We start from the raw sequence: 12,900 nt of genomic DNA, 5'->3' as shown, positions 1-12,900 counted from the left end.
GCGCGCGCTCGGAGGCGCATCCCATGAGAGCTGAGCAGGCAGCGGCACACCCGGGGCCGGTGGGCACCGCGGTGCACACGGCGCCCCTCGTCGAGCGTTGGGGCTGGGTATGGCCCCGGTGGAATGACCCGCGCATCCCCTTCGCGGCCATCCTCTCGCTCTACGGGGTGCTGGGTTTCTCCTTCTTCGGCTTCAACCGCAACCCGTGGCAGATGTTGGCCATCGTCGCGAGCGGCAGCGCGCTGGACGCGGGCCTGGGCTGGCTGTTGCGGCGCGAGAAGGTGGTGCCGCTCAGTGGCTACATCTCGTGCTGCTCGCTGGCGCTGCTGCTCAACTACTCGCACTCGAGCTGGCTGTTGCTACTGCCGGTGTGGCTCACCATCGGCTCCAAGTACGTGCTCACGTTCGAGGGCCGCCACGTCTTCAACCCGTCGATGTTCGGCGTGGCCACGTCGCTGCTCTTCACGCGCGAGCTCATCACCGCGGCGCCGGCCTACCAGTGGGCCAACGGAGAGGTAGCGCTCTCGGCCTTCATCGTCATGGCCGCGCTGGTGCTCTTCTTCTTCCGCGTGGGCCGCACCTGGCTGGTGTTGAGCTTCCTCGGCTTCTACGCGCTGCAGACGGCGCTGCGCGCGTACATCCTGCGCTACCACCTGCCGCCCGAAGTGCTCTTCCTCGGCACGCTGGGGGCGCCGGCCTTCTTCATCTTCACCTTCTACATGATCACCGACCCGGGCACGTCGCCGAAGGCGCCCCGGGCCCAGGTGCTCCTGGCGCTCGCCCTCACGCTGGTGGACCTGGTGTTCCACTTGAAGGAGAGCGTCTTTACTTTCTTCTACGCGGCCCTCACGTGCGCGACCGCGCGCTTCCTCTTCCTGCACGCACGTGCCCTGTGGCAGCGCGGGCCTCGCGCGTACTTCGCGGGAATCTTCTCTCCGGGGCCGCTCAAGCGACTGGGGGCGGTGGGAGGCCTCGGAGCCGCCCTGGCCGCGGGCTACTTCCTCATGGTGGCCCCCTCCGTGCAGTCTCGCCCGCTGCCCTTCCACATGGAGCGGTTGGAGGCCTCGCACACGGGGCTCGGCTCGACGATGGGGGACGTGCTGTTGAAGGTGGACCCGCGCGTGCTGCACGTGTCCAAGTGGGTGCTGAGCGTGGGCGACGCGGTGGCCGCCGGCGACTTCGATGGCGATGGGAAGGTGGACCTCTTCCTCACGAACCCGCTCAAGTCGGACGCATACCGTGCCGCGCTCTACCGCAACCTGGGCGGCCTGCGCTTCGAGCGCGTGAAGGTGCCTGCGTTGGAGCACATCGCCGCGAACTACACCACCGAGGGTGCCGCCGCTGGAGGCACCTTCGTGGACTACGACGGTGACGGGGACCAGGATCTGGCCGTGGCGGTGGCCTTCGGACCCTCGAAGCTGCTGCGCAACCTGCTGCGCGAGACGGGCACCGCCTCCTTCGAGGACGTCACCACGCGGGCCGGAGTGGGGGACCACTCGGTGAGCATGGCCGTGACGCTGCTCGACTTCGATAGGGACGGGCACCTGGACCTCTTCGTGGCCAACGCGCTCACCACGCACCTGCCGGACTACGCCACACCCACCCCGTTCAACTTCTTCCGGTTGCCGCCGCCCGAGTACCCCGAGGACCGGCGCATGCTGCGCTTCTTCCACAACGGCTGGCACAACGCCGACAACGGCGGCCTCAACGTGCTCTACCGCGCTCGGGGCGATGGCACCTTCGAGAAGCTGGACTCCGTGGCGCTGGGGCTGAGCGAGACGCGCTGGTCACTCGCCGTGAGCACGGTGGACCTGAACCAGGACGGGTGGACGGACCTCTACATCGCCAACGACTTTGGCCCGGATGAGCTCTACCTCAACGAGCAGGGCAAACACTTCCGCCGGGTGGTGGGGAAGCTGTTCGGAGAGATTGGCAAGGACACGTACAAGGGGATGAACTCCAGCGTGGCGGACTTCGACCGCAACGGGTGGCTGGATGTCTACGTGTCCAACGTGCACCACTCGCTCCAGGCCGAGGGCAGCCTGCTGTGGATGACATACCCGGGGAAGGAGCCGTTCGTCCCCGAGTTCAAGGACGAGGCGACGTTCCGCGGGGCGCTCAACGAGCGGCGTTTCGGTTGGGGCGCGGCGGCGGGGGACCTCGACAACGACGGGTGGCCGGACATCGTGCAGGCCAATGGCCACCTCGACGACAGGCTGGACCACCTCTACGACTCGGGCCGCAAGGACTACTGGTACGTCAACCACAAGCTGATGCAGTCCGGCCCCGAGGTGCACACGTACGCGGACAAGTGGGGCGACATCCGCGGGCGCACCATCTACCCGAATGAGCCGCGCCGCGCGTACCTGAACCTCGGCGACGAGAAGCCCGGCCACTTCGTGGACATGGCGAAGGAGCTGGGGCTGGACGAGCCGGACAACTCGCGCGGCGTGTTGCTCGCAGACCTGGACGACGACGGGGACCTGGACGCTGTCATCTCCAACCAGCATGGGCCCGCGTCCGTCTACCGAAACACCCTGCGTGACGGAGCGGGGAAGGACGCAGCGCACTTCGTGGGCCTCTCGCTGGTAGGGGACGGGCAACAGACGACCCGGAGCGCGGTTGGGACGCGTGTCGTCGTGTCCTACGAGGAGGGCGGCAAGCGCGTGGAGCAGGTGCGGGAGGTGGGGCTGATGGGCGGCCTCAGTGCCTCGGCGGATCCGCGCCTGCACTTCGGTCTCGGTAGCCACGCGGGCCCGGTGAAGGCCTCCATTCATTGGTACGGCGGTGAGGTGCAGACCGTGCAGCTCGACGCCGACCGGTACCACGTCGTCACGCAGCCCGCGGTCAGCGCGCGCCTGCGCGGCAGCAAATAGACAGGGAGCCCGATGTTCTCCGCCTTGAAGGGAGCCACCGTCGCGAGCGAGTTGCTCACCGAGCACCAGCGTGCACAGATGCTCGCGCTGATGCAGGTGTGCTACGCGGGCGTCAGCGCCGAGCGCTTCGCTCGGGACCTGGCTGACAAGCAGTATGTGATTCTCCTGTCCGCGAGGCGCTCGGGAGAGCTGGTGGGCTTCAGCACGCTGCGCGTCTCCGAGGAGCAGGTGGAGGGGCGGACGGTAGAGGTCGTCTTCTCGGGCGACACCGTCATCCACCCGGACTACTGGGGGCAGAAGGAGCTACAGGTGCGCTTCGGGCGCTTCATGCTCGCGCGCAAGCTGCGCCACCCCACACGCCCGCTGCTGTGGCTGTTGTTGAGTGCGGGCTACAAGACGTACCTGCTGGCGGTGAACCACTTCCCGCGCACCGTACCGCGCCACGATTGGGAGGCACCAACGGAGCGGGTGTCGTTCCTTCGCACGCTGGCCGGACGCTGGTTTGGCGAGCAGTACGACGGGACGAAGGGGACGGTGCGCTTCGCGGGAACGCACTACCGAGTGCGAGACGGGGTGGCGCCGATCGATCGGGAGGCAGCGGCCCATCCGCACATTGCATTCTTCGCGAGGAACAACCCGGCGCACATAGAGGGAGAGGAACTGGTGTGCCTGGCGGAGATCCGCGCGAGGGACCTGATGTGGGCGCTGACGGAGCTGACGATGAAGCAGCTGCGCCTATGGACGCGCCGGGGCCTGAAGCTGATCGGAGTGAGGGCATGATTTCCCCTCTCCCGCCGGGAGAGGGACGGGGTGAGGGTGCCTCGCCCCCCGGGTTGAATCCGAGTGAATCCCCTCTCCCTCTGGGAGAGGGTTAGGGTGAGGGTCTAGCGATGTCCGTGCTGTTGACCTCGCGTTGGATGTTGTCGGGGCTCATGGCGGCCCAGGCGCCCTCCGCACTGCTGTTCCACCGTGCGCTCGCCCGTCCCGAAGAGGCGCAGTCCGAGAGCCTGTCCCGGATCCTCCGAGCGACACGGGACACCACCCAGTCCTCGAGGGTCCCCGGCTTCTCCCGGATCCGCACGGCACGCGAGTTCCAGGATGCAGTCCCCATCTCCACGCCGGACTCGGTGCTGCCGGACATCGAGGCGCTCAAGGCGGGAGCGCCTCGAGTCCTCACCCAGGAACCGGTGAGTCGCTTCGAGCCTTCGGGAGGCTCCTCGGGGGCGTCCAAGTACGTGCCCGTGACTCGGGGACTGCTCGACGAGTTCCACCGTGCGCTCGCGCCGATGCTGTTCGACCTGCTGCACGCGCGCCCTGCTGTGCGCGAGGGCCCGAGCTACTGGTCCATCTCGCCCATCGGGCGCAAGCAGGGGAGGACGGTGGGGGGGATTCCAGTGGGGAGCGTGGAGGACTCGGCGTACTTCCCGCGCTTCCTGCAGCCGCTGCTCTCGCGTGTGTTTGCCGTGCCTGGCGCGGTGGCGCGGCTGCCCGATGTCGAGTCATGCCGGTATGTGACGCTGTGGTTCCTCGTGGCGTGTGAGGAGCTGGCGCTGCTGAGCGTGTGGAACCCGAGCTTCCTCACACTGCTCATGGATGCACTGGAGCGGCACGGGGAGCGGCTGGCCGAGGATCTGGAGCGCGGGGTGTGCAGGCCTCCTGTAGTCCCTCACCCCGACCCTCTCCCAGAGGGAGAGGGAGGAGTGGGGGGAGTGATTTCCCAGATGCGGTTCTCGCCCCGGCCCGAGCGGGCGCGTGTACTTCGCGAGGCCCTTCGCTCCGGACTCCAGGGGCGCATGCTCTGGCCCCGGCTCGCGCTGCTGAGCATGTGGACCGATGCCCAGGCCGCGCACTCCGTCGGCCCCGCGTGCCGCCGCTTCCAGGGCGTCGAGGTCCAGGGCAAGGGGCTGCTCGCCACCGAGGGCGTTGTCACGCTGCCCCTCTTCGGTGCTCCCGCTCCCGTGCTCGCCATCCGCAGCCACTTCTTCGAGTTCCTCGACCCCGAGCACCCCGAGTCACGCCCCCGGCTCGCGCATGAGCTCGAGGTGGGGCGCACCTACTCCGTGCTTCTGTCCACCTCTGGCGGCCTGTTGCGCTACCGCATCGGAGATCTCGTCCGTGTCGAGGGCTTCCACCACGCCACGCCCTGCCTGCGTTTCCTGGGCCGAGCCGATGCCGTGAGTGACCTCGTCGGCGAGAAGCTCGCCGCCACCCGTGTCTCCACCGTGCTCGACACTCTGCTGCCCACGGTATTCGGTGGCCAGCGTCCGCCCTTCGCCATGGTGGCTCCCGAGTGGGAGGCTCACGCGCCTCCGGCCTACCGGCTCTTCCTGGAGACAGAGGTGCCCGATGCGCGCCTTCACGAGGCTGCCCAAGCCCTGGAGCGCGCCCTGTGCGAGGGCTACCACTACCGCTATGCCCGCGAGCTCGGCCAGCTCGGGCCCGTGCGTGCCCTCCGCGTCACCGAGGGCTCCCGTCGCTACGAGGCCCGCTGCATCGCGCTCGGGCAGCGTGCGGGCGACATCAAGCCCACCGATCTTCATCGCCAGGCTGGCTGGACGGCCTGGTTCTCCGCGCAAGGACCGAAGCGCCCATGAGGAACCCGAACGACGCCCCGAGCCTCGCGCTCGTCACCACGCCTGCCGTGGACCTCGAGGCCGAGGCCGACCTCACTCGCTGCGGCGCCCTCAAGGACTTCTGGTACGTCGCCTGTCTCTCCACCGAGCTGCCCAAGGGCAAGCCGCTGGCGCGGACGATCTTCGGGACGAACCTCGTGCTTTTCCGGGACGAGCACGGCCGGCCCACCGCATTGCGCGACCGCTGCCTGCACCGCAACGCGCGCCTGTCCGCGGGAGACGTCTTCCACGGCCGCATTGGCTGCCCGTACCACGGCTGGACGTATGACGCGTCGGGCGCGGTGGTGGAGGTGCCCTCGCTCGGGCCGAGCCAGTGTGGCGAGGCGCTCGATGCCCAGGGCCATGCACGCGCGGGCCTCCAGGTGCGCCCGTGCGACCTCGGGAAGCTCCATCGCTTCGACACACTGGAGCAGGACGGGCTCGTCTACGTCTTCATGGGAGGAGACTCGAAGCGAGCCCTCCGCCCCTCCTTCCGCGTGCCGTACTGGGGCCAGCCCGGGTGGACCGTGTACTTCATGGTCACGCGCTTCCCCAACGGGGTGACGAACCTCGTGGAGAACTTCATGGACGTGCCGCACACCGTCTTCGTGCACAAGGGGTGGTTCCGCAACCCGGCGCGCAAGCGGGTGCCGGCCCGAGTGAAGCGCGCGGATGGCAGCGTGCTCGTCACCTACCAGCAGGAGCAGGACACGGTGACGGGGCTGGGCCGCATCTTCAACCCGAGTGGCCTGCCCATGGTCCATACGGATCACTACTTCATCCCCAACATCACCCGCGTGGACTACATGTGGGGCGAGCGCAGCGGCTTCGCCATCAACTCGCAGGTGACGCCCATCGGTCCCACGGACAGCCTCGTCTACACGGCCATCAGCTACCGGTTGCCGTATGACCTGCCGCGAGCGCTGGTGGCACGGGCCCTCATGCCGCTGGTGCGCTGGTACACCACGCAGGTCATCCGCCAGGACGTGGACATCATGCGGGTGCAGCGCGAGGGTCTGCTCAATGGTCCCGGGGGCGGAGTCTTCTCCGGCACCGAGGCGGACCTGCTCCACGCGGACATCGAGTCCTACCGCCGCTGGCTGCTAGCGGGCGGACACGGCGCGGGACCGGGCGACGAGGAGCGCGGCATCGTCTTCTGGATTTGAGCCCTGATACCGTAGGAGGCACCATGCAATGCCCACGCTGCGACAAGGTGATGACCCCCGTGCGCCCGGATGAGGTGGAGGCGCAGCAGTGCCCTCAGTGCGAGGGGCACTGGCTCGAAGGGGAGGACTTGCGGCGGCTGGAGTCGACCGTGAATGTTCGACTCTTCGAGTGGCGCAAGCTGCCGTCGGAGGAACTCCAGACGCGCGAGCTGGCCTGCCCCCGATGCGAGCCCCGCCAGGTCATGAAGAAGGTGCGGAGTGAGCGCGATCAGCACGTCTTGCTCGACGTGTGCGAGCGGTGCCACGGCGTGTGGCTCGATGGAGGCGAGCTGCGAGCCATTCAGGAGATGGGCTTCGTGGCCGCACTCACCGACGCGGTGCGTTTCATCACCCAGGACTGAGTCCATCTTGGGCATCATGGGGGCATGAACACCTTCCCTGCCCCTGCCTACGCGGCGCTCTGCCAGTGGACTCTCCGGGTGAGCGGAGTGCCGTTCGCCAATTCCGCGATCATCCTCCGCGCGGGTTGCGAGCCTTCCCGCTCGCGCGAGCTCCTCGCCGAGCTCGAACGGCTCCACGCGGAATTCCAGACGACTCCCAACCAGCTATGGGGCAGCAGCAGCAAGATCGCCGCGGCCTACAAGGCCCTCAAGATCCATGAGCTCTCGGGCTGGGAGCAGACCGAGCTCGAGGTCCAGGAGGGCATCGCATCCGGCCGCTACCGGGAGTGGTCGACCGCCGGACGCTCCCAGGTGCTCGATGGTCCGCGGGAGGACGAGCTCCTGCTCCTGGTGGTGCATGGCGGCATCGAGCTCGCGCGTCCCCTGCTCCTGCGTTACGCCGAGGTTCACTGGGGCACCATCCCCGCGCTCTGGGCCCGGTGGATCGCCACCGGTCAGATCGACGTGGCCGAGGCGCGGCGGCTCGCCGGGGAACCGTCGTCGCTGCCCAAGTCGCCCTCGACTGTCCACATCCGTCTCCCGCTCTTCTTCCTCGAACCCGAGCCAGCCCGGGCCCGCGAGGCCCTGGCGCATGGGGCGGCACCGAAGGACCGCGAGCCCGGTGACAAACCCGTGAAGACACTCCCCAAGCTGCTCGCCCAGCTCATCGCTTTCTGGGAGGGCAAGCTGTCCCGGGAGGTGCTGGAGAAGAGCTTCGCGGCCTGGTTCGCCTACTGCTACCACCCCGAGTCCCCGTCCAATCTCCCCGAGAAGATCGGTCCCGCCTTCCTGTATGGCCGCTACCTCGAGCCCCTGCCCGCGCATGTCCTGGTGGAGCGCATCAAGCAGCACCTGCCGATGTTCTCGGAGAAGCGGCGCAAGGCGCGTGCGCCTCGGGTCGCGGACGTCCGCGCGGTGATGGAGCCGCTGGAGGCGGCGATGGGCTTCCTCTCCAGGGGAGAGGGCTTGCGCATCTCGCCGGAGGGGTCCCCCGAGGTGGTGCTCGGACCTTGGGGGAGGGTATAGGTGCGGGGTCCGTGAACCCCTCCAGCCTCGCGTCCTCGCCCGCCGCGTCCCCGTCCGCCGCTGATCCGAGCGTGCGGCAGCGCCTGCTCTCCATCTTCGGCGGCTCGGTGGGCAACCTCATCGAGTGGTACGACTTCTACATCTACTCGGCCTTCTCGCTGTACTTCGCGAAGTCGTTCTTCCCCCACGACAACCCCGTGGTGGAGCAGCTCAACACGGCCGGAGTCTTCGCGCTCGGCTTCCTCATCCGCCCGGTGGGGGGCTGGGTGATGGGCCTCTACGCGGACCTGCGTGGCCGCCGTGCCGCACTGTCCCTGTCCGTCACGCTCATGTGCCTGGGCTCCTTCATCATCGCCCTGTGCCCCACGTATGAGCGCATCGGCGTGCTGGCGCCCATCGTGCTGATCCTCGCCCGACTGCTCCAGGGGCTCTCGCTCGGCGGCGAGTACGGCACCAGTGCCACCTATCTCAGTGAGGTCGCCACCTCCCGCCACCGCGGCTTCTACAGCTCCTTCCAGTACGTCACCCTCATCATGGGCCAACTGCTCGCGACGCTGACGCTGCTGGTGCTGCAGCGGCTGGTGCTCACCGGGCCGCAGCTCGAGGCGTGGGGTTGGCGCATCCCCTTCCTGTGTGGTGCCGCGCTCGCTGTCTTCGGTTTCTACATGCGCCGCAACATGGTGGAGACGGAGGCCTTCCAGGCCGAGGCGTCGAAGAAGACGGAGCGCCGGCCCATGCGCGAGCTGCTGCGCCACCCCCGGGAGCTTGCCCTCGTCATCGGGCTCACCATGGGCGGCACGCTCGCCTTCTACACGTACACCGTCTACATGCAGAAGTTCCTGGTGAACTCGGTGGGCCTGACGAGGGACCAGTCCACGCTCATCTCCGTCGCCTCCCTGTTCCTCTACATGCTGCTGCAGCCGGTGTTCGGCCTGCTCTCGGACAAGATCGGCCGAAGGCCCGTGCTGATGTGGTTCGGGGTGATGGGGACGCTGTGCACCGTGCCGCTGCTGACGGCGCTGACGCGGACCCGAGATGCCTTCACCGCCTTCCTGCTGGTGCTGGCGGCGCTCGTCATCATCTCTGGCTACACCTCCATCAACGCGGTGGTGAAGGCCGAGCTGTTCCCCGCTCGCGTCCGGGCCCTGGGTGTGGGTCTGCCCTATGCGCTCACCGTCTCCATCTTCGGCGGCACGGCCGAGTACGTGGGCACCTGGCTCAAGCTGGCCGGCCGTGAGACGTGGTTCTTCTGGTACGTGACGGGCTGCATCCTGTGCTCGCTGCTCGTCTACGCCTTCATGCGTGACACGCGGCAGCACCACCGCTTCGACTGACTCCGACGCGTCTCCGGCCCGCTGCTGCGTTCTTGATGTGGGGGAACGACGCCTGCTCCGGTGCTCGTCGTGCAACGGAGGTGGCAACTTCAGTCAGCCTGCCCTCACTGTGTTGGAGGACACACCAGACCGCAGCTCGCGGACCTGCTCGTCGAGGCGAAGGAGGTCCTGACGTCAACGCGAGCCTCGACTTCGTGCTGCGCATGGCCCACACCGAGCTCAAGCGCACCGCGACCCTGGAGAAGGACTACGACGGGGAACTGCCGGCCGTGTTGGCCTGCGAGAGCCGGCTCAGCCAGGTGTTCCTCAACCTGGTCATCAACGCCATCCAGGCCATGCAGCCCGGAGCGCCCCAACGCCACACCCTGCGCGTACGTACTCCACGCGAGAGCGGCTTCGTGCGTGTAGACGTGTCGGACTCCGGCCACGGGATTCCTCCCGAGGTGCTGCCGCGCATCTTCGATCCCTTCTTCACCACCAAGCCCGCGGGCTCCGGCACCGGGGTGGGGCTGTCCATCAGCCATTCGCTGGTACAGAAGATGGGCGGGGAGCTGCGGGTGCGCAGCGAGCAGGGTCTGGGCACCACCTTCTCTCTGCTGCTGCCCCTGGGCGAACGCGCCTCTGAGCCGCGCGCCGTGCTCGCCTCATGAGTCATGAATAACGGCGGCCCCGAGGCGTCCACACCCATGGCGCCACTGTAGGTGCGCCCAGTTTCACAAGAATTCCATCTTTTGTGGATCAAAATCTCCGTAACTGCTGTATTCTCGCGCTGGGTTTGGTGAAGGGTGTCCTGGGATGGAGCGGGATGGTGTGGGATAAGGTCGCTCAGCTCTAAATCCAAGCACCGGTGTGACGAGCCCACTCCGTGCCGAGGGGCACGAGCGCTCCTCTCGCAGCGGTGCTGCCGACGCCGATTGAGCCGTTTGCCGATTCAGAGGGGGTTGTATCAATGAGGAACAGACTTCTACTTGCTGTCATGACCTCGGTCATGGTCGCGGCCATGGGCTGCGGCACTACCGAGACCGAGTCGCAAGGCTCGTTGGCCACCACCACCCAGAAGCTGGAGCTGGGCGGCCCCGTGATTCTGGGAGGCGATGACCTCACGGATCACGGCTCGTACGCGAACGGGACCGTCCAGAATGGCTGGTTCTACATCCAGATGGCGCTGCAGAACCTGCATCCGAAGGTGACGCGGGCCAATGATGGGACCATCGCCGTGCTGGGCTCCTCGAGCTCCACGGCCGCCTCGGGTGATGCCGGTGCCGCCTACTACTACGCCGCCCCGCGCGCGGGCCTGACCCCTGTGTTCTACAACGGGTCCGCGGCCATCGACAGCTTCTTCATTGCGCTGGCGGCCGGCCAGAAGCAGCCCGCCATCCTGGTCATCACCGGCACGGGCGCCCTCAACAACCTCGACAGCCTCGAGGGCGGCGCGCTCCGCACCAACGCCCTGGCCATCGCCAACTTCGTGAACTCGGGCGGCGGTCTGCTGGCGCACGGCTCCGGGACCATCGCCTACGGCTGGCTCTCGACCCTCATCCCGGGCATCGTCGAGAGCACGGGCTGCGACGTCAACACGCTGGCGCTCACGCCTGCTGGCCAGTCCGCCTTCACGAACCTGACGAACAACCACATCCGCACGGGCCCGTGCCACAGCAACTTCTCCGGAAACATGGCCGGCCTGCAGGTGCTCGCCAAGGACGGTTCCAACCGGAACATCATCATCGGCGGTGCCGCCGTTCAGCTGCCCGGCGCCATCTCCCTGCTGCCCGCGACCGCCACCTACGTGGTCGCCGGTCCCGGCACGTCGCACTCGGTGACCGCGACGGTGCGTGACGGCCTGCTCCGGCCGGTGGTTGGCTCCACGGTGACCTTCACTGTTGTCTCCGGTCCCAACGCGGGTGCGACGGGCACGGCGGTGACGAGCAGCGCCGGTACGGCCTCCTTCTCCTATGTGTCCAATGGCGCGGTGGGCACGGACCTCATCACCGCGAGCTTCTCTGATGCGACCAACACCGTCCGGACCTCTCCCGCCGTCCAGGCCATCTGGGAGCGCCCGGTGGAGCCCGACACCGACGAGGATGGGGTCCCGGACTCCTCCGACAACTGCCCGACCATTCCCAACCCGGACCAGACGGACAGCGATGGTGACGGCCGCGGTGATGCCTGCGACGTGTGCGTGGCGGACCCGACCAACGACGGCAGCGACAACGACGGCGTGTGCGACGACGTCGACAACTGCCCGGGCGCGAGCAACCCGTACCAGACGGACACCGACGGCGACGGCATCGGCGATGCCTGCGACCGGTGCGTGGCGGACCCGACCAACGACGGCAGCGATGACGACGGCGTGTGCGACAACGTCGACAACTGCGTGGGCGTGGTCAACCCGGACCAGTCCGACCGTGACAACGACGGCATCGGCGATGCCTGCGACTCGACCAACGGCTGGACGCTGACGGGCAGCATGGCCCTGCCGCGCCTGCAGCACACCGCCAACCTGCTGGATGACGGCCGCGTGCTGGTGGCCGGTGGCTTCAACACCACCGCCGAGCTGTATGACCCCACCACGGGGACCTGGTCGCGCACGGGCAACACGCTCGCTTCGCACCGGGGCCACACGTCCACCAAGCTGCAGGACGGCCGGGTGATCATCGCGGGCGGCGGCGCGTGCGCCATCTCCGGCTCCACGGCGGAGATTTACGACCCGTCGCTGGGCAGGTGGAGGACGGCCGGCCATCTGAACCAGCAGCGCTTCCACCACACCGCGGTCCTTCTGCCCAACGGCAAGGTGCTGGTGGTGGGCGGTGGCACCAGTGAGTACGGTGGTGCGGTGCTGGCCTCGGCCGAGCTGTATGACCCGGCCACTGGCTCCTGGACGTACACCGGCAGCATGAACGCCGCGCGCCGCTACCACACGATCACCCTGCTGCCCGACGGCAAGGTGCTCGTCGCCGGTGGCAGCGACGCCGGTGAGAACCAGCTGGCCTCGGCCGAGCTGTATGACCCGGCCACCGGTACCTTCTCGTCCGTGGGCGCCATGAGCTTCGGCCGCCGTCACCACACGGCCACCCTGCTGCCCAACGGCCTGGTGCTGGTCGCGGGCGCTGACGGCTACGAGGTTGCCCTCTCCAGATCGGCTGAGCTGTACGACCCGGCCACGGGCACCTGGTCCGTCACCGGCAGCATGAAGACGCCGCGCCGGCTGCACACCGCCAACGTGCTGCCCAACGGCCAGGCGCTGATTGCCGGCGGTTACCACACGGCGGTCGGTATCCTCACCGCGTCCGAGCTGTATGACTCGGCCACCGGTACCTGGAGCGAGACCTACTTCATGAACGTGGACCGCTACGGCCACACCGGCACGCTGCTCGGTAACGGCACGGTGCTCGCCGTGGGTGGCGTCAGCAACCACGACCAGGCCTCCGCCGAGTACTACTAAGCGG

9 protein-coding genes are annotated in these 12,900 nt (G+C 68.0%); all 9 read left to right on the top strand.

Going from position 1 to position 12,900, the window contains the following annotated elements; translation table 11 throughout:
- Positions 1 to 23: 23 nt before the first annotated feature.
- Positions 24 to 2,876: a CRTAC1 family protein gene (locus OV287_RS50850; protein WP_267541336.1), complete on the top strand. Its 2,853-nt coding sequence runs from the start codon at positions 24 to 26 to the stop codon at positions 2,874 to 2,876.
- A gap of 12 nt (positions 2,877 to 2,888) precedes the next feature.
- Positions 2,889 to 3,656, top strand: coding sequence for a hypothetical protein (locus OV287_RS50845; protein WP_267541335.1), 768 nt, complete (start codon positions 2,889 to 2,891; stop codon positions 3,654 to 3,656).
- 110 nt (positions 3,657 to 3,766) lie between these two features.
- Positions 3,767 to 5,470, top strand: a complete 1,704-nt coding sequence (locus OV287_RS50840; RefSeq protein WP_267541334.1) for a GH3 auxin-responsive promoter family protein — start codon at positions 3,767 to 3,769, stop codon at positions 5,468 to 5,470.
- Entirely contained in the window at positions 5,467 to 6,654 is a 1,188-nt protein-coding gene (locus OV287_RS50835; RefSeq protein ID WP_267541333.1) for a Rieske 2Fe-2S domain-containing protein, read from the top strand. Before OV287_RS50840 ends, OV287_RS50835 begins: the two co-directional genes overlap by 4 nt.
- Before the next feature lie 23 nt (positions 6,655 to 6,677).
- Positions 6,678 to 7,055, top strand: a complete 378-nt coding sequence (locus OV287_RS50830; protein WP_267541332.1) for a zf-TFIIB domain-containing protein — start codon at positions 6,678 to 6,680, stop codon at positions 7,053 to 7,055.
- Positions 7,056 to 7,079: 24 nt separating this feature from the next.
- Entirely contained in the window at positions 7,080 to 8,120 is a 1,041-nt protein-coding gene (locus tag OV287_RS50825; protein ID WP_267541331.1) for a hypothetical protein, read from the top strand.
- Between the two features lie 11 nt (positions 8,121 to 8,131).
- Positions 8,132 to 9,454, top strand: coding sequence for an MFS transporter (locus OV287_RS50820; RefSeq protein ID WP_267541330.1), 1,323 nt, complete (start codon positions 8,132 to 8,134; stop codon positions 9,452 to 9,454).
- A gap of 203 nt (positions 9,455 to 9,657) precedes the next feature.
- The gene (locus OV287_RS50815) at positions 9,658 to 10,104 is read left to right on the top strand and encodes a sensor histidine kinase (protein ID WP_267541329.1); all 447 of its coding nucleotides are present in this window, start codon (positions 9,658 to 9,660) and stop codon (positions 10,102 to 10,104) included.
- Between the two features lie 299 nt (positions 10,105 to 10,403).
- Positions 10,404 to 12,896, top strand: a complete 2,493-nt coding sequence (locus OV287_RS50810; RefSeq protein ID WP_267541328.1) for a Kelch repeat-containing protein — start codon at positions 10,404 to 10,406, stop codon at positions 12,894 to 12,896.
- Positions 12,897 to 12,900 lie beyond the last annotated feature (4 nt).

This window comes from Archangium lansingense (genome assembly GCF_026626635.1).
Lineage (GTDB): Bacteria > Myxococcota > Myxococcia > Myxococcales > Myxococcaceae > Archangium > Archangium lansingense.
Note: the sequence above shows the minus strand (reverse complement) of the source record. Positions and strands in the feature narration are given on the sequence as shown.